Genomic DNA, 18,862 nt, shown 5'->3' on the forward strand with positions numbered 1-18,862 from the left:
AGGAAAAATACCGTGAATAACGACAATACGGCAGCGACGATGAACCCGGCCCATGTGAATTCATTGACCCCAGCTGAACGCGCCCACGTCCTGGGCGAAGCACTGACCTGGATGCGTGCTTTCCGCGGAGACATTGTGGTCATTAAGTATGGTGGCCACGCGATGACAGACCCGGATGCCGGAGCGGCTTTCGCATCCGATGTGCAGTACCTGCGCCAAGCCGGAATGCTCCCCGTAGTGGTTCATGGGGGAGGCCCCCAGGTCACGCGAATGCTGGCCCGCCTCGGCATTGAGACGCCGTTCCGTGACGGGGTGCGCGTAACAACCCCCGAAGCAATGGATGTGGTCCGAATGGTGCTCACCGGATCTGTTCAGCGTTCTCTCATTTCTGAACTCAACCAGCACGACAACCTGGCGATCGGAATTTCTGGCGAAGATGGCGCTCTCTTCCGCGCTCAGCGCCGCCGCCGCAACGATGCCGGGCAAGAAGCCGACTTCGGCCTGGTCGGAGACATCTGCGGCGTTGATCCGGGAGCTGTGACGGACATGCTGGCGGCTGGCCGTATCCCCGTGGTGTCGTCCATCGCCCTCGACGATGAAGACCCCAGTGCTGTCCTCAATATCAACGCCGACGCTGCGGCCTCCGCCCTCGCTGTCGCCTTGGGTGCCACAAAACTGTTGATGCTGACAGACGTTGAAGGAATTTACTCGAACTATCCTGACCCGGATTCGCTGATCCGATCGGCCACGGCCTCGCAACTGCGCGACCTGGGTGATGCCATATCTTCCGGCATGATCCCGAAGGTGCAGGCCTGCTTGGACGCGATTGATGGGGGAGTGGGCGCCGTACACGTGGTTGACGGCCGTATGCCTCACTCCGTCCTCATCGAAATCATGACTGACGAGGGCACAGGTACGATGGTTGTTCCCGATCCGGAAGGCTCCAGTCGATGAACCTGCGCATCACCACTATGAACCTCAACGGCATCCGCGCCGCAGCCAAACGCGGTCTGACCCAGTGGCTTGAAACCGAGGCTCCTGACGTTTTCCTCATGCAGGAAGTTCGGGCCGACATTGACACCGCGACGGCACTCATGGGAGATGAGTGGGATACGGTGTTCGTACCGTGCAGGATTAAAGGCCGTGCAGGCGTGGGGATCGCGGTGCGTAAAAGCCGGGGCAGTTTTGTTGGAGAACCGCGAACGGTTCTTGACGAGGACGAGACTGACGTTGACTCGGGCAGGTGGGTTGAGGCCACGGTGCAACTTGAGGGTGCGTCGGCCCCCGTGCGTGTCGTTTCTGCTTACTTCCACTCGGGGGAGAAAGACACGCCGAAGCAGGAAGCAAAAATGGCGCATTTGCCGCGGATTCAGGCGCGTATGGAGCAGCTCTATCACGAGGCCGACCAGGGCTTGCAGACCGTGGTGTGCGGGGACTTCAACGTGGTGCGTTCAGCGCAAGACATTAAGAACTTCAAGCCCAATCACAATAAGCGCGCAGGTGTACTGGACGAAGAAATGATCTTCCTCAATAACTGGGCCGATGCGGGCTGGCATGATGTGGTCCGTGATCTGGCCGGTGATGTTCAGGGCCCGTACTCGTGGTGGTCGTGGCGCGGCCAGGCCTTCGTTAACGACGTGGGCTGGCGCATTGACTACCAGTACGCCACCCCCGCCTTGGCGGGTGCTGCTCACTCTTTTGAGATTGGTCGAGCTGAAGAATACGACCAGCGAATCTCAGATCATGCTGGCGTGAGGGTCGACTACAACCTCTGAACGATTCAAGTTGTCTCGTCATCGCATGTTGGGGCCAGGAACAGGTTTTTGGCATTCGACGAACGATGCTCTTGGACTTCAAAGCGGGCGTTAGACGGAGCGGCCTCGCAGCCTTGCGGGTGCTGACCACAAAACTGGTAGCCGCTGCCTCGTCGCCCACCAGGCCACCAGGGAACCCGCGACGCCCCCCAGGGTTCCTAGAACCAGGTGAAGGGCCGCAGAGTCGAATCCAAGGCGCATGAGCACAATGCGAACGGCCGCAAGTGCCATGGTGTGAGCCAGGAAAATGACCATTGACTGGCGGCCTAAATACGCCAATAAACGCGCCACTGGGCCCGCAGGTTTAACCAGTATTGACGCAAGAAACACGGCCACGACGCCAGCCGTGGCGCACACAACGCCCAGTGCAACTGTGGACGGCGAGCGATCGAATTGCGTAGTGGTGGGGGCTGAGGCTTGCGCAAAGATAGCCATCGTCAGATAGACGAGGCCGCACGCTGTCGCGCCGAGCCAGGTGAGCACGGGGGTTAGGCGCTCGCGGATCTGCGCGTATCCGCTCAGGCCAACAGTCACCCCAATGCCGTAGAAAAATGTCAGACCTAGACCCTGCGCGAAAATGAATGGTCCAAAGACCCCCCAGCTCGCAATGCTGATGGCAGCCGACACGACTAAGAAAACCCAGGTACGAGTGGAGGACAGCCATGGGCGTGCCACTACGGCAAATACAGACATGACGGCGATCCACGGTAGGAACCACATTTGGTTAGTCGGCACCCACAACGTCAAAACTGACTGCAAAGACCGGCCGTTATTGACCGCGTCCGCCAAGACATATTGAAGCGATCCTTGGAGGACGGACCAGATGACGTAGACCCAGGCGAAGTCCGCTAGCCTGTCGCGAAGATAAGGGCCGGAGCCGCGCCTTTGGACGGATGAATGAACCATGAGACCGGCAGCCATTGCAAAGATCGCCAGATGGATCATGTAGGTCGCCCGATCAACCACCAGGTACCACGGGGCGTCTGCTGCGACCAAGCTCGCGTTCTTCACGCCCCGCAGGACGTGCCCGAAGACAATGGCGATAATCGCGATTCCTCGGGCAATATCAATGGAGTGGTCGCGGGCAGGCATGAGTGGAGATTATCACTGGCGCGGTCCCTGCCTGCTGGCGGGTCCATGGAGACAAGTAATCAGTCTTCTCCGAGCATTTTTCGCGAGGCTTCGTGAATCGTGTCGGGACCAATGATTCCCGAGACAGGATTATGCGGCCACTCCAAAGTGTGGGGCGCGGAGTGGGTGATGAAGTTGGGGGTTTCGTCGAAGTGCACCTGAGCATCCGAGTTGGGAATCCATGTCTTGGGAGGGTTTGCCATCCAGGCACACAGCGTCAAGTAGACGCGAACTTGCAGGTTCAGCCACAAAACCAGCGTGATCAAAGTGGCTGCCGTTGCCAGTAGCGGGCCCTTCACCGACCCGACCACGGTCGTTCCAAGCATGCGAAGAACAATTGCGCCCACCGCGATCATTACGCATCCCCATACCAAGTCTTGTTTGGGAACGCGGACTCCGGAAACCACTTGGATGATGACGGCAGAGATGAGGGCGAAGATCGCCACTGAGACGGCGATGGTCAGGGCTTGCAGGGCCAACCTTGATGCCCATGTCGCGTCCAAAGACAGTAGCGACAGCAGCCAATCACCAGCTAAATCAACAGCGATACCGAATCCTGCACCTGCCACGAGGCCAACTCCGAGAGCGAGCGCACCCACCGCGTAGCGTAGGTATTGCATGACCATATTCATAGGCACTGCGATCACGCCAAACATGGCACGGGTTGAGCGTGCCAGTTGCATGACCATAGAAATTGCCGACCATGCCATGACCGCTAGCGCAATGATGCCGGTCCACGACAAGGCGTCGGTGAATATGAGGGACTCGGGTGCGACGATCCCATCGGGTGAATCGTCTGTCTTGAGCAGGTTGGGGATTGCCTCGTCAATGGCTTCAAAGAACGCCTTGCGCAGTTCGGCGTTGTCGCCCAAGACGGCCATGAACACTGTCACCGCGAGGGTGAGGGCAGCCGTTAGCGACGTGAGTGCAGTCAGTGCCATGCCTGATGAAAGGAGCAGGCCGTTGGCGGTTCCAAACCGTGCCAGGGCGCGCGCTAAGCGAGTCTCTTGCCACCAGGACAGGATCTTTTGGAAACGTTCGGCGATGGTCATGAGACTCCCAGGTCGAAGATAGCCATTGATGAATACATGCCGTTCTCATCAACACGGTCAAGGCGGAATCCTGGAACCATCCAGGATGCTTCGAAATTAGAAGCGAGGTCGAGGGCGAGGTCGAGGGCGGGCTCATCCACGTCCTGTGCGAGCGTGACGTGAGGGTGGAAGGGGAATCGCAGTTCGAAGTCGAGGGGGCCTGAACGCAGATCTTCAGCCAAGGAGTGGCACATGTCAGCGCCCTCGTCAACGTTGAGGAAAGCAACCTGGGAGATGGGCCGGAATGAGTCTGTCCCCTTGAGAGTCATTCGAAACGGCGAGTATTGCTGGGCGATTGAACGCAGGTGGCGGATGACTTCGGTACGTTCTTCGGTGGGGACAGCTATCGGGGGGACAAGGGTGATGTGCGCGGGCACCATTGACCCTTGGAGGTCACCTAAGTTCAGGCGCAGATCGGTCAGTTGTGTGACCCATGGTTCCGGGATGGCAATAACGACGCCGAGCCAGTCTTGGCCGGGGGATCGCTGTGGCAGGAACATGGTGGCCTTGTCTGTTAGGGAGCAGGGCAGGTGTCCTCATCGTACGTGGAGTATCCGGCCTGAGCGACTGGCGGGATCGAGGGGCGGAGAAGTGGGTGGTTTGTGGCGTGGATTGGCGTTAGAGTGGTGTATTCCCTCAGAATCAAAGGATGGTCTGTGAATGGCCGATGAAATGACGATTGTTGCCGGAGATTTCGAGGCCCTCGCTCAGAAGATTGATGCGGTTGAATCGCAGCTTGCGCCGGTGCAAGTTTCATCAGCCCTTTCGACGATTGGGCTGACGCTTCCCGGTGGACGCTCTGTTTCGGCTGTTCAAACGGTGGCGAATGCTGTTGATGGTGAGGGTTGGGATATTGGTAGCCGGATGTATGAGGTGGGTGAGGTCGATGGTGAGGTGATTGTGCGTTTGAGCAAGGAGTTTCTTCAGCCTGTGGGTTTTGATCATTTGGTTCATTTGCCGCCGGATCGAGGTCTTGAGTCATACGACTGGTATGACCGTCAGGATGGTGGACGAGTCACTCTTATCCACGATTTGTCTTCGCACACTCTCCGTATCATCTATACGTCTGCTTGTCGGCCAAGTGATGGGTCGACGGTTAGGGCTGATCAGTTTGTGCAGGGTTATGATCCGCTTGGTTATTTTGAATCCGAGGGCCTTGTTGTAGTGGCCGAAGACCTGACCCAACCCCAGTCCGATCAATCGGGGCACTAAGAACACGTTAAGCTCTGAGCCGGATGTCATCAACGCAGAGAGGCGAAAGCATCATGGCGCAAATCCATCGCAGCGAAGCGGTAACTCCCCACGAAGGAACCCAGAAAGCAACGGAATTATTCACCCGCACGTTCGGGGATGAGCCCACTGGAGTTTGGTCGGCTCCTGGCCGAGTCAACATCATTGGCGAGCACGTTGACTACAACGGTGGCTCGTGTTTGCCAATGGCTCTGCCGCATCGCGCCTATCTGGCTCTCAAGCCGCGTGAGGACCGTTTAATTCGACTGATCTCACCACAAACCGATGATCGCATCGACGAAGTGAATTTGGACGAGATCGGGCCGCAAGGGCTGCCCAAAACGGCGCGTCACTGGGCGTCTTACATAGCCGGTGTTGCATGGGCCCTTGAAGAAGCAGGGTACGGTCCCCTGAACGGCTTCGACGCAGCACTGTTCTCATGTGTGCCACGCGGAGGTGGGCTCTCCTCCTCAGCCGCCCTCGAATGCGCAACCGCTGTTGCTCTTGACGAAGTCAATGGCCTGGGGCTGGCCGGCACTATTGATGCCCCCAACGATGAGGGCCGTAAGATTTTGGTGGCCGCATGTCAGCGCGCAGAAAATGAGATTGCTGGCGCTAAGACGGGCGGCTTAGATCAGACGGCGTCTCTGCGTTGCCAGAAAGGCCACGCCCTCGCCCTCGATTGTCGAGATATGTCAACCCGCCAGATTCCTTTTGATCTGGCCGCGGACGGCCTTGAAATGCTCATTATTGACACGCGCGCAGCCCATTCGCTGGCCGATGGGCAATATGCGAGCCGTCGCGCTGACTGCGAGAAGGCTGCTGAAATTCTTGGAGTCTCTCAACTGGTTGATGTCGAAGATTTGGATGCAGCTTTGGCTCAACTTGATGACGAGCAGCTGTGTAAGCGCACCCGTCACGTTGTTTCCGAGATTGCGCGCACGCATGCTTTCGTCGAACTCCTCGATGAAGGGCCGCTTGAAGGCAAGCGCCTGGATGTGGCGGCTCTTCTGCTTGACGACTCCCACGATTCGCTGCGCGACGACTACGAAGTGACGTGTCCAGAGTTGGACCTTGCTGTCGACGTTGCCCGGGCCAGTGGTTCCCACGGGGCGCGCATGACGGGAGGTGGCTTCGGCGGAAGTGCGATCGCCCTCGTTGATGCGGGTGCCGGTGAGAAGGTTGCCGAGGCGATCGTTGCCGCGTACAAGGAAGCAGGCTTCGAGGAACCACACTTCATTTTCGCTCTGCCGTCTAAGCCTGCCGGTCGGGAGGCGTGACGAGGGCGACCGATCCTGCGACTTACATCACTGAAGTGTTTCATAACCTGAAATACTGGTGGGTGCCCGCCTAAACTCGAAGACACAGGCAATCGAGGGATGGAAGAAAGCAATGGGCATCAGCAAAAGAGCATGGCAAGTTGCAGGATCGGTCGCCGGAGGCGCCGGCCTCTTCGGATCCGGTGTTGCCATTGGCCGCCTACTGCGCCTTGACGCTCAGCGGGGGGACTACCGTCGCGCCTGGGAAGATCACAACCTCGCAGCCCTTAAGCGACTGAGTCAATGCGATCCCAAGGCCGACGAGGAAAACCGGCCTTTCGTCTACGTAGCCCTGGGTGACTCCTCCGTCCAAGGTGTCGGAGCCTCGAAAATCACCGAGTCTTATCCTGCTCGTTTGGCGTCGGCAATCTCGTCGGTGATCGACCGTGAAGTCATCCTTTTCAATGTGTCCCTGTCGGGAGCCACCGTTGAATCCGTTGAACTGACACAGATTCCCCAGCTACGTGGTCTGGGGTTGCTTGACGGAGAATGGGACCTGGATTTAGTGACGCTGTCTATTGGTGGCAACGACGTCATGCTCGAAGATATGACCGCCGCCAAGTACGCCGAACGCCTCAAGCGCGTCCTGGATTGTCTGCCCGAGAAATCCTTGGTGTCATCAATCCCATCCTTCTCGATCATGCCGCAAGAAACCCGAGCCCAAGAAATGTCCGACCTGGCTGTTCAAGCCGCGAAGGACGGGGGACACGTAGTGGTGGATCTGCGCTCCCTCACCCTCGAATACTCGCTGCCGACCTACACCTTCGGATACCACGCAGCCGACTTCTTCCACCCGAACTCGGCGGCCTACGCGGTGTGGGCTCAGTGCTTTGCCGACGAGTGGGCGGCGTCTCGTCGCCTCCCGGCTCCGGTCGTGGCCGACGCCACTGAATGGCTCATGTGCAGCGACCGGGTGGCACAATCGGAGTATGACGACTGAAACCCCCTGGCTCGTAGTCGGACTAGGCAACCCCGGATCTCAATACGAGTCCACCCGCCACAACGTCGGCTACTTGACAATAGATGTCCTCGCAGCGCGCGCAGGCACCTCATTGACTTCGCATCGCTCGAGTACCCACATGGCTCAGGTCCGCCTCGGCATGCTCCCAGGAGGAATCCCCGGGCCGCGAGTCGTCCTAGCAAAATCTGATTCGTACATGAACACCACCGGCGGCCCAATCTCACGGCTCGCCACATTCTTAGGGATCGAGCCCGATCACCTCCTGGTCATCCACGACGATCTCGACCTTGAACCCCATGATCTGCGCCTCAAACTTGGGGGAGGCGAGGGCGGCCACAACGGCCTGAAATCCCTATCGCAACACTTTGGAACCAAGGACTACCATCGGCTTCGTATCGGGATTGGACGGCCGCCAGGTCGCCAAGACCCCGCCGACTACGTCCTGGGACGTATCCCATCAAAGGAATGCACCGACTGGGATGTGACCTTCGAAAAAGCTGCTGACGCAGTTGAAGAGGTCATCACTGAGGGCTTCGTTGCCGCGCAGCAACGCCTCCACACCCGCTGACCAACCTGCTTGACCCATCACGCTCACTGAACACCGGAAGGCCCCGCGTGAAACTCACCGGACTGTCTGAACTTATCCAGACTGACCCTGCGATCATCCAACTTGGCGACTCCGTCGAAGCAAGGCGCTCGGGAACCGTCGTGTCACCCGTGGGGGTTCGCCCGCCTACCATCGCAGCTCTAGCGCAGCGCAGCGTCGGCCCGCTCGTTGTTGTCACAGCCACCGGGCGCGAAGCCGAATCAATGACCGCAGCGTTGCGCTCGTGGTGCGACGGCGTGGACATGCTCCCCGCGTGGGAGACTCTGCCTCACGAACGTCTCTCACCCCAGGTGGACACGATGGCCCGTCGAATTGCGGTCTTACGCAGGTTGGCTCACCCCGTCGAGGGAGACCAGCAGGCCGGCCCGCTGTCCGTCCTGGTTGTGCCCATTCGCGCGTTCCTTCAGCCCATTATCCGAGGCCTGGGCGATCTTGAACCCGTACGTGTCAAAGTCGGCGACATTGTTGACCTGACCCATCTGACACAGCGCCTGACCGACCTGGGATACACCCGTGTCGACATGGTTGAGGGACGCGGACAAATCTCCGTGCGCGGTGGAATCCTCGACGTCTTTCCTCCCCAGGAAGCCCACCCGTTGCGCATTGAACTGTGGGGGGACGAGGTCGACGAAATTCGCGCCTTCTCCGTTCAAGATCAGCGCACACTGGCAGATGCTCCCGATGGCCTGTGGGCAACAGCGTGCCGCGAACTGCTACTCACTGCCACGGTGAGGTCGCGAGCCCGTGAACTCTCAGACCGCCTTCCCGGCGCGGCCGAGATGCTGACCTTGGCGTCGGAAGGGATCCCCGCTCCGGGAATTGAATCCTTGGCGCCCGTGCTGGTCAATGGGATGGATCGCCTGATCGACCTCGTGCCATCTGACTCAACGGTGATTGTGTCGGAACCTGAACGTGTACGCGCCCGCGCCGAAGACCTGTTGGCCACCACCGAAGAGTTCCTCGAAGCAGCCTGGTCGGCGGCCGCCGGAGGCGCCCAGGTGCCTTTGGAAGCTGGAAGTGCTTCTTTCCTTGACCTCGAAGACTTGTGGGGGAGTGGGCCCACGTCTTGGTGGGAGTTCACCGCACTTCCGCCAGCCGAGTTCGCTGAGATTGCAGCAACCCTGCCGGACGAGGACGAAGACGAAGCAGGGCTGGGAAGGCCAACATCTAGGCCTGAGGGTGGCTCGGGCGTGTCGGCTCTCATTGCTTCGCCGACCCTCATGCGCATTGGCGCCAGGGAAGTGCGCCCCTATCGCGGTGATTTTGCCGCAGCCTGCGCCGATCTTGCTGACTTAGCGAAGAATGGCTGGACCCTCGTCGTGACCACGGAAGGCCCTGGGCCTGGACGCCGTATCGCCTCGATTCTGGCCGATGCGGGCGTGGCTGCCCTGGTCGTCGATCAGATCACGCAGGCCCCGCAATCCGGCGTTGTCACCATCACCACGGCTCAGGCCGGATCCGGCTTCGTTGCCCCCGACCTGCATATGGCGATTCTGACCGAATCTGACCTGACGGGGCGCACCGGAGCAACCACCCGCGATATGCGCCGCATGCCCTCCCGTAGGCGTAAGGGCGTTGACCCGCTGACCTTGCATGCTGGCGACTACATTGTTCACGACCAGCACGGTGTGGGTCGCTTCATCGAATTGGTGTCACGCACCATTGGACGCGGCGAAGCCGCCACTACCAGGGACTACCTGGTCATCGAGTATGCGCCCTCGAAGCGGGGACAGCCCGGTGACAGGCTCTTTGTACCCACCGACTCCTTGGACCAGATTTCGAAGTACACGGGTTCAGACCAGCCGTCGCTGACAAAAATGGGTGGCGCAGAGTGGGCCAAGACTAAGGCCCGCGCGAAGAAAGCGGTCAACGAGGTCGCCAAAGAACTCATCCGCCTCTACGCGGCTCGCCAGGCCACCAAGGGACACGCTTTTGCGCCCGATACCCCGTGGCAGCGAGAACTTGAAGACGCTTTCCCTTACGTAGAGACCCCTGACCAATTGGTGACCATCGACGAGGTCAAAGCCGACATGGAAAAACCCACCCCCATGGATCGGCTCTTGACCGGCGACGTCGGCTACGGCAAAACAGAGATTGCTGTGCGAGCAGCCTTCAAAGCCATCCAAGATGGCAAACAGGTTGCGGTTCTGGTGCCCACGACGCTACTGGTTCAACAGCACGTTGAGACCTTCACTGAACGCTATGCCGGCTTCCCGGTCACTATTGCTTCCCTTTCGCGTTTCTCCAGTGCGAAAGAAACTGAGGAAGTCAAAGAAGGATTAGCCTCTGGCCACGTTGACCTGGTCATTGGGACACATTCTTTGCTAACCGGAGCGGTTTCCTTTAAGAACCTTGGCCTTGTGGTGATCGATGAGGAGCAGCGCTTCGGCGTTGAACACAAAGAAACTCTTAAGGCCCTGCGCACCGACGTCGATGTCTTATCCATGTCGGCAACACCGATCCCCAGAACCTTGGAGATGGCAGTGTCAGGCATCCGCGAGATGTCGATCTTGCAGACCCCGCCTGAAGAACGCCAACCCGTGTTGACCTTTGTAGGTTCCTACACGGATGCCCAGGTCAGCGCTGCGATCCGGCGTGAGCTGCTGCGTGACGGCCAGGTGTTCTTCGTTCACAACCGTGTCGATTCGATTAACTCCACTGCCGCACACATCCAAGAATTGGTGCCCGAGGCACGTATTCGTGTGGCCTACGGGAAGCTGTCGGAAGCTCAGCTTGAGTCCGTCATCGTTGATTTTTGGAATCACGAATTCGACGTCCTCGTGTGTACCACCATCGTTGAAACGGGCCTGGACATTTCCAATGCCAACACCCTGATCGTGGACCGCGCCGACGTTTTCGGTTTGTCCCAGCTTCACCAGCTACGAGGGCGAGTGGGACGAGGCCGCGAACGTGCCTACGCGTACTTCTTCTATCCGGGCGACCGAACTCTGACGCAAACGGCCCATGAGCGCCTCAAAACCATTGCCGCAAACACTGACCTGGGAGCAGGCTTGGCAGTGGCGCAAAAGGACTTGGAAATTCGCGGTGCTGGCAACCTTCTGGGGGGAGCACAGTCAGGTCATGTCGAAGGTGTCGGCTTCGACCTCTACGTGCGGATGGTGGCTGATGCGGTGTCGGCTTTCCGCGGTGACAAACCCCAAGAGAAAGCCGATGTACGCCTCGACTTGGCCGTCGATGCTCACATTCCTGACTCCTATGTCCAAGGTGAGCGCCTCCGGTTGGAGGTGTACGCGAAGATTGCCGCGGTAGCGAACCGCGAACAAGCTGACGATGTGCGTGAGGAACTGCGGGACCGCTATGGGGAGCTACCCCGCGAAGTGGAGATGCTCTTCGAGGTTTCACGGCTGCGTGAAGTGGTGCGCGGTGCAGGTATTGAAGAGATTGCCACACAGGGCAAGTACCTGAGGATCAATCCGATTGAATTGCGTGACTCTCAGGTGATGCGCCTCAAGAGACTCCATCCCGGTTCGGTCATTAAAGCGGCCGTTCGCCAGGTGCTTGTTCCTATCCCGCAAACTCAGCGAGTCGGGGGAACAGCTTTGACCGATGAGGCTCTCATCGAGTGGGTGGAGGATCTGGTGACGAAGATTCTCGTGCCGTTCTCGCAGTGAGAATACGCATCTGATGGGCTTGAGGTTTTAGACTTACCTGTGGTCAAAGGGCCACGAATGGAAGGACAGCACGTGTTCAGTGTCAAGAAAGTCGGCGTTGTCGCCGCGGCTGCAGTCGTTGCTCTGGGCCTGGGTGCCTGCTCCGCCAAGCCGGGGATCGCCCTTGAGGTCAACGGCCGCACATATACCGAGGCCGATGTTGACCAGGCAATGTTGCAGTACAACTCTCTCATTGAGGGCACCGAGAACGATCTGTCCAAGACCGACATTGTGTGGATGCTGGCCAATGCTGACGCCCCAATTCAATACGCCGAGAAGGCCGGATTGACTGTGAGTGACGAGGACGTCCAAGCAGCTTTGGAAGCTAACGCCACTGAAGAGCTTGCTGCTTTTGACGGCAACTATTCTTCGACCTTCCTTCACCTCATTAAGTGGAATCTTGTCGCTTCGGCCGTTACACGGTCGAACCTTGATATGGATGCTTTCCAGCAGATTCAAGCCCAACAGCAGATTGAGGTGAATCCGCGTTACGGCGAGGGGATGATTGACCCGCAGACCAGACACTATGTGTTGGCTACATTCGGCGATGCCAAGCAGCCCACTGTGGATGCTGGCGCAATGGGGGAGCCTTCGGCTGAGTGAATCGATGTGATTCATCGCTCCTTGGAATACTGTCTGCCGGGGACTTACGTCGCCCTCGTTGCTGAATGGCTATCAGACGAAGTGCCCGGAACGTGACGCCCCTGAAACTGGGGGTGCCGTTGACCGCCGCCCTGGACTATCGTTAGGGGCGACACACGTCCACGAAATTGATCGATTGGAGAATGACGTGGCAAGGATTGAGGCAATTGGCGCTCGCGAGATTCTGGACTCGCGCGGCAACCCGACCGTCGAGGTCGAGGTCCTGCTCGAGGACGGCACCCTTTCGCGTGCATCCGTTCCCTCCGGCGCTTCCACCGGTGCTTTCGAGGCTTCTGAGCGCCGTGACGGCGACAAGGGCCGTTACCTCGGCAAGGGCGTTCAGGACGCCGTTGACGCGGTGACCGAAATCATCGCCCCCGAGCTCATCGACATGGATGCCGCTGACCAGCGCGCCATCGACGAAGCCATGATTGACCTGGACGGCACCGACAACAAGGGCAAGCTGGGCGCCAACGCGATCCTCGGCGTGTCCCTGGCCGTCGCCAAGGCTGCCGCCGATTCGGCTGGCCTGCCCCTGTACCGCTACCTCGGCGGCCCGAACGCTCACGTTCTGCCCGTCCCGATGATGAACATCCTCAACGGTGGCTCCCACGCGGACACCAACGTTGACATCCAGGAGTTCATGATTGCTCCCATCGGCGCCCCCTCCTTCCGTGAGGCCCTGCGCTGGGGTGCTGAGGTGTACCACACCCTTAAGGCCGTCATCAAGGATCGTGGCCTGTCCACCGGCCTGGGCGACGAGGGCGGCTTCGCCCCCAACCTCGACTCCAACGCTGCTGCGCTGGACCTGATCATCGAGGCCATCAAGAAGGCCGGCTTCGAGCCCGGCAAGGACATCGCCCTTGCTCTGGACGTTGCCTCCACCGAGTTCTTCGATGAGAAGACCAAGACCTACCAGTTCGAGGGCGAAGCCCGTTCGACCGAGTACATGGTCAACTACTACGAAGAGCTCATCACCAAGTACCCGATGGTCTCCATCGAGGATCCGTTGTCCGAGGACGAGTGGGATGACTGGAAGGCTCTGACCGACCGTATTGGCGATCGCGTTCAGCTGGTCGGCGACGACTTCTTCGTCACCAACCCCTCGCGTCTGGCCAAGGGCATTGAGCTGGGTGGCGCCAACGCCCTCCTGGTTAAGGTCAACCAGATCGGTTCGCTGACCGAGACCCTCGACGCAGTCGAGACCGCTCACCGCAATGGCTACCGTTCGATGACCTCGCACCGCTCCGGCGAGACCGAGGACACCACCATCGCCGATCTGGCTGTGGCCACCAACTCCGGTCAGATCAAGACCGGTGCACCGGCCCGCTCCGAGCGCGTCGCCAAGTACAACCAGCTGCTGCGCATCGAAGAGGACCTCGACGATGCAGCCGTTTACGCTGGCGCTTCCGCTTTCCCCCGTTTCAAGGCCTGAGCCTGACGTAGGGAACAGCTGAGCTGAAAGGGCGAGGCCCCGAGTAGTTGATTCTGCTCGGGGCCTCGCCCTTTGACATCACTTGGATTCCAAGCTCACCTCATCGACCTCGTAGCCTTTACCTGGCTCATCCTTTTCCCCGCCGAAGTCTTCGCCGACCTCGGAACGCAGGCGATACCTGAACAGGCAGTGGTCATTGCCCATCATGATTGATGGTGAACGCTCTAAAACAATGTCCTTGTCGTAGCCCAGGATGAACTCGTAGTCACGCTGGCATGACAGGATCGTTCCGATTTCTTTTAAGCCCAGGCGTTCATACATATCCGCGTACGCACAGTTATGCACCTGGTAGTCGTAGGCATGATCTGATGCTGCCAGCACATCATGGTCAAGGGCCCCGCCCTTGGACCACAAATCTTGGATGTCAATAAAGGTGCGCATAGAAACACCCCCTTCGGCCTGTGCTGCGAATGCTCGCCCCTCGGCCACCGAGTGCTCATGGACGGCCTCGGACAAGATCGAGCGAGCTTTTTCCTGGCCAAATTCGCGCTTGATGATCTCGTAGACCGGCGCCAGTGCGCGGGCCTCAATCTCACGCTTGAGCAAGATCGGAAGATCGCCGATCGCGTTAGGGATAGTTTCTTGTGTACTCATTTTTCCTCCTAATCACGCACGTCTTTGATTCACGAGTAGACGCTGGCCGTCTTCGGGTGCCCACCGTTTTTCCAAGCGGCGCACAAGATGCATCAAAGGAATACAGACGACGGCGTACATCACGCCTGCGGCTGCAATAACGGGCAGGTAGTTGAATGTCCGAGTGCCAATGTCATATGCCCGCGAAAGGATCTCTGGTACCGACAAAGCAAAGGCCAAAGAGGTCGCCTGGAACATCTGGACCAGGAACCCCAATAGGGGAGCGGCAGCGGTACGCGCGGCCTGCGCCAAAATGACGTCGCGCAGTACTTGGGGTCGAGATAGACCCAGGGCGCGCGCGGCCTCACGTTGGCTGCGCGGAACTGAATCGAGGGCGGCCCGGATGATCTCGCTTGAATACGCCGCGGTAATCAGTGACAACGCCACCCACGCGGCGGGCATCGATTCCAAAGTCAAACCAGTTTGCGGTAGCCCGTAGTACACCAGCTGGAGCATGACAATCACGGGCGTGCCGCGGCCAATCTCAACCAGAGCTACTGTCGCATAGGAGATCACTTTGAAGCGCGAACCAACACCCAGGGCAGCAAGGAAACCTAACAGGACTCCGACGATGCTGGTGACCGACGCGATTTCAAGCGTGACAAGTAGGCCCGAGAAAAGGTCAGGCACTATTTGCATCCAATCCACTTCTAGCGCACCTCCTGTCGTCTAGCCGGTGCACTGCGCCTCGAGAGGAATGCGAGTGGCAATGACAGCGCCAAATAGCAAACAACCGCAGCAACATAGGCGTTGAGAGGAACTCCTGTTTCGCGAGCAACCCTGGTGGTTTGGAAGCTGATCTCTGTTACGCCGATCACCGACGGGATTGAGGAGTCTTTCAGAAGGACAAGTGCAAAAGATGTTGCTGACGGCAAAGCAATTTTGACTGCTTGGGGAACGAGGACGAGCCAAAAAGTTGCCGAACGGCTCAGTCCCAGGGCGCGGGCTGACTCCCACTGGTGACGTGGAACGGCTTCTAAGGCGGTACGGCCCGTTTCTGCCAGGTGAGCTCCCGAAGTCAAACCCAAAGCGATGATGGCTGCGGGTAAAGGATCGAACACAAAGTCACCGATTGTGATGCCAAAGTAGAGCAGGAAGAGCCAAACCAACACTGGTACGCCGCGCAGAATGTCGATGACTCCCCGTGCAAGCCACGTCAGGATCTTCGAGGGCGTGCGTTGAGCCAAGATCAGCGGCGCCGCGCACAGCACACCAAGGGCGAAAGCCGATACCGTAACCAGGATCGTCAAAGGAATTCCTTGAGCGATCGCGAGCAGAATCTCAGACATTAGCTGGCCAACACTCGTGACAGGTATTCCGATGCCGTGGCAAAGCTCGCCACCGCAGCATCGTCGGCGCCCTCGGTCGGATGTCCCACTAACTCTTCGGACGTGTAGATTCTTCCCGCTACTATGACGACCAGCTGGTCGGCCACATCACGAGCAAAAGATACCTCGTGAGTCACCACCATCATGGTGCGACCTTCATCCGCTAGGTCACGAATCACGGCCAGCACTTCCCTGGACAATTCGGGGTCCAAGGCCGAAGTGGGCTCGTCGAAGAGCAACACTTCGGGGTCTAGAGCCAACGCGCGAGCAATGGCAACCCTCTGCTTTTGACCGCCTGAAAGTTCAGCGGGACGGGCATTGGCTCGATCAGCTAAGCCAACCCGAGCCAGTAAAGTCATTGCTCGATCCCGGGCTTCGTCCTTTGAACGCGCTAATACACGGCGCTGTGCCAGCGTCACGTTGCTCAGCACGTCCAAGTGGGGGAACAGGTCGTAGCTTTGGAACACCATGCCGGTCTTGGCTCGTAGCGCGCGCAGGTCGGCCTCGGCAATTCTCTGCGACCCGTGGTAGACGTGGGAACCGACTCGAACAGTTCCCGAATCTGGGGTTTCGAGCAGGTTGATACAGCGCAAAAGAGTTGACTTGCCTCCACCGGATGGGCCGATAATGCCGGTGACTTGACCGCGGGCCACATCCAGGTTGACGTCGTCCAATACCCGAAGATTGCCGAAGCTCTTGGTCAAACCTCGGATTGAAATGAGAGGCTGTGGATCATCAGATACCTCTGGGTGAGCCTGGGTGAGGTTTTCCGATGTAGGGGAGTAGATCATTGGCTGAGCTCCAGAACGCTAGTGAGAAGAACTTGGGCGCCGCTGACCGCCCACTCGTCAGTGATGGCTTCATCTTCGGCATGAGACACCCCGTCGACGCAGGGGATGAAGATCATGCCTGTGGGGCAGGTTGAAGAGATAGGAACAGCGTCGTGGCCAGCCCCCGAAAAGAGGAGCTCGGGTGAATATCCGTGTGCTTGAGCGGCCCTCTGAACTGCTTGGCGGATGTTCGGATGGAACACGGTCGGCTGCTGATCCATGTGCTCAACAATGCTGACCTCAAGCCCAGATGCGGCAGCAATTTTGCTAGCTGCATCAATAACATGCTGGGTCCACGACAGTTGGTGTTGACGCTGAGGATGGCGCAAGTCGATCTTCAATGTGGCGTGGGAAGGAACAACATTACGTGCGCCTGGCTCAACCCGTAGGTCCCCGACCGTCAATCTCAGATCTGGATCGCTAAGCGCGGCCTCGTCGCACGCCACGACGAGTTTGCCCGCGGCCACGAGGGCGTCACGACGATTCGCAGTCGGTGTCGTGCCCGCATGTGCTGCGCGTCCAGTCAACGAGATGTCGAACTGGGTGATTCCCTGGACTCCCTCAACGACGGCGATGACGGCGCCTCGGTCCTCCAAGATGGGTCCTTGTTCGATGTGGAGTTCGATGTAGGCATGAAATTGTGTTGGGACCTTGCCTTGAGGAAGTGGTAGCCATTGCTTTAAGTTTTCGCCCACTGTCAGCCCGTCACTGTCGGTTGCCGCCAGTGCGGTGTCGAGGCTGAGCACGCCGGCTCGTACCATCGATCCCATGAGCGAGGGAGCAAAGCGTGCGCCTTCCTCATTCATCCAATCTACGAGGACGACGCCGCGCCGCGTTGAAGCATCTGCCTCATCGAGGGCTTCGAGGGCCTCCAGGCCTGCGACAACACCGTAGGTTCCGTCGAAGCGGCCTCCATTAGGTTGGGAATCTAGGTGTGAGCCGACGGCCAGGGGCGCTGCGTCTGCTTCACTTCCGGGGCGAGTGACGTAAATATTGCCAATGGAGTCAATAGCAGTGGGCCACCCGTGTTCGCGCGCTACATCCAGGAGGTGTTTGCGCGCGCGAAGATGGTTGGGGCTCAGCGCCGTGCGGTGTATTCCACCGCCTTGGGTGGCTCCGAATTGCGCGAACTTTTCGAGCCTGGAGGCCAGGCGCTTACTGTCAATTTTGATGCCTGGAATTGAACTCATAGGTAGCTGGGTTCGCCAATCTTTGCGGCATTGGGATCAAGTCCGGCATCTTGAAGTGTTTGAGCGATGAACCCGTTGGCGTGTAGTTCGGCGATCGCGGCGTTGAGTTGTTCGGCCAGTGCCGCATTGCCTTTTTCGAGGATGATTGCTGTTTGTCCCGGATTGGTCGAAGCGGAGATTTCTTCGTCCGGTTCGATCACGTTGACCTTGTATTCGGTGTCGGCATACAGGTACAAGGCTGTGCCGTTGGAGTCAATTGCCGCATCAAGGCGTCCTGATTCCAGGTCGGCTTTCAGCTCTGACGAGGACGGGTACTGCTTAAGGTCCCCTCCCAGAACCCTGTCGACGTCATCAACCCAGTTGAAGCCCTGGACGGTTCCGACTTTCAGATCGACCAGTTCTCGTACTGAGGAGTATCCCTGCTTGGACACGATGGAGCCGGGCTCGATGTAGATGGGATCCGTGAAGTCCACTGATTCTGCGCGAGCGTGAGTCCGGAATAGTGAACCGATGCCGATATCGACGCGGCCCTTCTGGACGGCAGGGATGAGGGCTGCGAAGTCGTAGGAGACCGCTTCGACTTCCCAGCCGTTGATCTTGGCAATCTCGTTGATAATTTTGCCTTCCGGTCCAGTGATCTGGCCGTTGTCAAAGCCAACGAAAGGCGGGAAGGTGGGGACGCCCACAGTGACGACGCCGTCTGTGTCTAGACCTTGAGTCGGTGCGGCTTTAGCGCCAGATTGGTCACCTGAAGTCGGTGTGTCTGTAGCGGATCCGCCACATGCGGAAAGCCCCAAGCAGAGCGCGAGAGCGGTAAATGTAGCTGATGCGCGACGTTTCAATGACATGGGTCTTTCCTTTCGTCTCGGCAACCCGGGCGGTCACCGCGGCCTCTACGCTAAAAACTTGAAAGGGAGATG

General features: G+C 58.8%; 18 protein-coding genes. 9 read left to right on the forward strand and 9 right to left on the reverse strand.

The annotated features are described in order from the left end of the window. The first annotated feature begins 39 nt into the window (after positions 1–39). Both argB and G439_RS0102545 read left to right on the forward strand, forming a co-directional pair. On the forward strand, positions 40–954 hold the full coding sequence (argB, locus tag G439_RS0102540) for an acetylglutamate kinase (protein WP_026459311.1): 915 nt from the start codon (positions 40–42) through the stop codon (positions 952–954). Then, positions 951–1,775 carry an exodeoxyribonuclease III gene (locus tag G439_RS0102545; protein WP_022867621.1) on the forward strand — a complete coding sequence of 275 codons (825 nt, stop codon included), beginning with the start codon at positions 951–953 and terminating at the stop codon, positions 1,773–1,775. The genes argB and G439_RS0102545 overlap by 4 nt, the downstream gene beginning before the upstream one ends. A gap of 90 nt (positions 1,776–1,865) precedes the next feature. On the opposite strand, the gene G439_RS0102550 is transcribed toward G439_RS0102545, so the two are convergent. The 3 genes from G439_RS0102550 to G439_RS0102560 are packed head-to-tail and all read right to left on the reverse strand — an operon-like array spanning position 1,866 to position 4,536. Then, the gene (locus G439_RS0102550) at positions 1,866–2,906 is read right to left on the reverse strand and encodes an acyltransferase family protein (RefSeq protein ID WP_022867622.1); all 1,041 of its coding nucleotides are present in this window, start codon (positions 2,904–2,906) and stop codon (positions 1,866–1,868) included. A gap of 59 nt (positions 2,907–2,965) precedes the next feature. After that, on the reverse strand, positions 2,966–3,997 hold the full coding sequence (locus G439_RS10885) for a YhjD/YihY/BrkB family envelope integrity protein (RefSeq protein WP_022867623.1): 1,032 nt from the start codon (positions 3,995–3,997) through the stop codon (positions 2,966–2,968). Then, on the reverse strand, positions 3,994–4,536 hold the full coding sequence (locus G439_RS0102560; RefSeq protein WP_022867624.1) for a 2'-5' RNA ligase family protein: 543 nt from the start codon (positions 4,534–4,536) through the stop codon (positions 3,994–3,996). The genes G439_RS10885 and G439_RS0102560 overlap by 4 nt, the downstream gene beginning before the upstream one ends. A gap of 160 nt (positions 4,537–4,696) precedes the next feature. Here G439_RS0102560 and G439_RS0102565 point away from each other — a divergent pair, with 160 nt between their 5' ends. From G439_RS0102565 to eno, 7 genes are all read left to right on the forward strand, one after another. Then, the gene (locus G439_RS0102565; protein WP_022867625.1) at positions 4,697–5,248 is read left to right on the forward strand and encodes a DUF4853 domain-containing protein; all 552 of its coding nucleotides are present in this window, start codon (positions 4,697–4,699) and stop codon (positions 5,246–5,248) included. A 53-nt stretch (positions 5,249–5,301) separates the two neighbouring features. Next, positions 5,302–6,546 (forward strand): galactokinase, encoded by a 1,245-nt coding sequence (gene galK / locus G439_RS0102570; protein ID WP_022867626.1) that lies wholly within the window; start codon positions 5,302–5,304, stop codon positions 6,544–6,546. Positions 6,547–6,658: 112 nt separating this feature from the next. Continuing rightward, entirely contained in the window at positions 6,659–7,525 is an 867-nt protein-coding gene (locus G439_RS0102575; protein WP_022867627.1) for an SGNH/GDSL hydrolase family protein, read from the forward strand. Continuing rightward, entirely contained in the window at positions 7,515–8,114 is a 600-nt protein-coding gene (pth, locus tag G439_RS0102580) for an aminoacyl-tRNA hydrolase (RefSeq protein ID WP_022867628.1), read from the forward strand. The genes G439_RS0102575 and pth overlap by 11 nt, the downstream gene beginning before the upstream one ends. A gap of 47 nt (positions 8,115–8,161) precedes the next feature. Continuing rightward, positions 8,162–11,785, forward strand: a complete 3,624-nt coding sequence (gene mfd / locus G439_RS0102585) for a transcription-repair coupling factor (protein ID WP_022867629.1) — start codon at positions 8,162–8,164, stop codon at positions 11,783–11,785. A gap of 72 nt (positions 11,786–11,857) precedes the next feature. Continuing rightward, positions 11,858–12,427 carry a SurA N-terminal domain-containing protein gene (locus tag G439_RS0102590; RefSeq protein WP_022867630.1) on the forward strand — a complete coding sequence of 190 codons (570 nt, stop codon included), beginning with the start codon at positions 11,858–11,860 and terminating at the stop codon, positions 12,425–12,427. A gap of 187 nt (positions 12,428–12,614) precedes the next feature. Further along, positions 12,615–13,901 (forward strand): phosphopyruvate hydratase, encoded by a 1,287-nt coding sequence (gene eno, locus G439_RS0102595; protein ID WP_022867631.1) that lies wholly within the window; start codon positions 12,615–12,617, stop codon positions 13,899–13,901. A 78-nt stretch (positions 13,902–13,979) separates the two neighbouring features. Here eno and G439_RS10890 read toward each other — a convergent pair whose 3' ends face one another. Genes G439_RS10890 through G439_RS0102625 form a run of 6 tightly spaced genes read right to left on the reverse strand, consistent with a single transcriptional unit; the run spans position 13,980 to position 18,790 of the window. Next, a complete protein-coding gene (locus G439_RS10890; protein ID WP_022867632.1) occupies positions 13,980–14,555 on the reverse strand; it encodes an L-2-amino-thiazoline-4-carboxylic acid hydrolase in 576 nt (191 codons plus the stop codon). Positions 14,556–14,567: 12 nt separating this feature from the next. Continuing rightward, on the reverse strand, positions 14,568–15,224 hold the full coding sequence (locus G439_RS0102605; RefSeq protein WP_022867633.1) for an amino acid ABC transporter permease: 657 nt from the start codon (positions 15,222–15,224) through the stop codon (positions 14,568–14,570). A 20-nt stretch (positions 15,225–15,244) separates the two neighbouring features. Further along, positions 15,245–15,883, reverse strand: a complete 639-nt coding sequence (locus tag G439_RS0102610) for an amino acid ABC transporter permease (RefSeq protein ID WP_022867634.1) — start codon at positions 15,881–15,883, stop codon at positions 15,245–15,247. After that, complete coding sequence (locus G439_RS10895; RefSeq protein ID WP_022867635.1) at positions 15,883–16,713, reverse strand: amino acid ABC transporter ATP-binding protein; 831 nt, start codon at positions 16,711–16,713, stop codon at positions 15,883–15,885. The genes G439_RS0102610 and G439_RS10895 overlap by 1 nt, the downstream gene beginning before the upstream one ends. Next, positions 16,710–17,942, reverse strand: a complete 1,233-nt coding sequence (locus G439_RS0102620) for a Zn-dependent hydrolase (RefSeq protein WP_022867636.1) — start codon at positions 17,940–17,942, stop codon at positions 16,710–16,712. The genes G439_RS10895 and G439_RS0102620 overlap by 4 nt, the downstream gene beginning before the upstream one ends. After that, a complete protein-coding gene (locus G439_RS0102625; protein WP_022867637.1) occupies positions 17,939–18,790 on the reverse strand; it encodes an ABC transporter substrate-binding protein in 852 nt (283 codons plus the stop codon). Before G439_RS0102625 ends, G439_RS0102620 begins: the two co-directional genes overlap by 4 nt. Between the last annotated feature and the right edge of the window lie 72 nt (positions 18,791–18,862).

Source organism: Schaalia vaccimaxillae DSM 15804 (assembly GCF_000420425.1).
Classification (GTDB): Bacteria; Actinomycetota; Actinomycetes; order Actinomycetales; family Actinomycetaceae; genus Pauljensenia; species Pauljensenia vaccimaxillae.

What these genes read in the sequence shown, in the direction of transcription:
- argB (WP_026459311.1), top strand. Translation starts at nt 40, where the DNA reads ATGAACCCGGCCCATGTGAATTCATTGACCCCAGCTGAACGCGCCCAC.
- G439_RS0102545 (WP_022867621.1), top strand. Translation starts at nt 951, where the DNA reads ATGAACCTGCGCATCACCACTATGAACCTCAACGGCATCCGCGCCGCA.
- G439_RS0102550 (WP_022867622.1), bottom strand. Translation starts at nt 2,906, where the DNA reads ATGCCTGCCCGCGACCACTCCATTGATATTGCCCGAGGAATCGCGATT.
- G439_RS10885 (WP_022867623.1), bottom strand. Translation starts at nt 3,997, where the DNA reads ATGACCATCGCCGAACGTTTCCAAAAGATCCTGTCCTGGTGGCAAGAG.
- G439_RS0102560 (WP_022867624.1), bottom strand. Translation starts at nt 4,536, where the DNA reads ATGTTCCTGCCACAGCGATCCCCCGGCCAAGACTGGCTCGGCGTCGTT.
- G439_RS0102565 (WP_022867625.1), top strand. Translation starts at nt 4,697, where the DNA reads ATGGCCGATGAAATGACGATTGTTGCCGGAGATTTCGAGGCCCTCGCT.
- galK (WP_022867626.1), top strand. Translation starts at nt 5,302, where the DNA reads ATGGCGCAAATCCATCGCAGCGAAGCGGTAACTCCCCACGAAGGAACC.
- G439_RS0102575 (WP_022867627.1), top strand. Translation starts at nt 6,659, where the DNA reads ATGGGCATCAGCAAAAGAGCATGGCAAGTTGCAGGATCGGTCGCCGGA.
- pth (WP_022867628.1), top strand. Translation starts at nt 7,515, where the DNA reads ATGACGACTGAAACCCCCTGGCTCGTAGTCGGACTAGGCAACCCCGGA.
- G439_RS10890 (WP_022867632.1), bottom strand. Translation starts at nt 14,555, where the DNA reads ATGAGTACACAAGAAACTATCCCTAACGCGATCGGCGATCTTCCGATC.
- G439_RS0102610 (WP_022867634.1), bottom strand. Translation starts at nt 15,883, where the DNA reads ATGTCTGAGATTCTGCTCGCGATCGCTCAAGGAATTCCTTTGACGATC.
- G439_RS10895 (WP_022867635.1), bottom strand. Translation starts at nt 16,713, where the DNA reads ATGATCTACTCCCCTACATCGGAAAACCTCACCCAGGCTCACCCAGAG.
- G439_RS0102620 (WP_022867636.1), bottom strand. Translation starts at nt 17,942, where the DNA reads ATGAGTTCAATTCCAGGCATCAAAATTGACAGTAAGCGCCTGGCCTCC.
- G439_RS0102625 (WP_022867637.1), bottom strand. Translation starts at nt 18,790, where the DNA reads ATGTCATTGAAACGTCGCGCATCAGCTACATTTACCGCTCTCGCGCTC.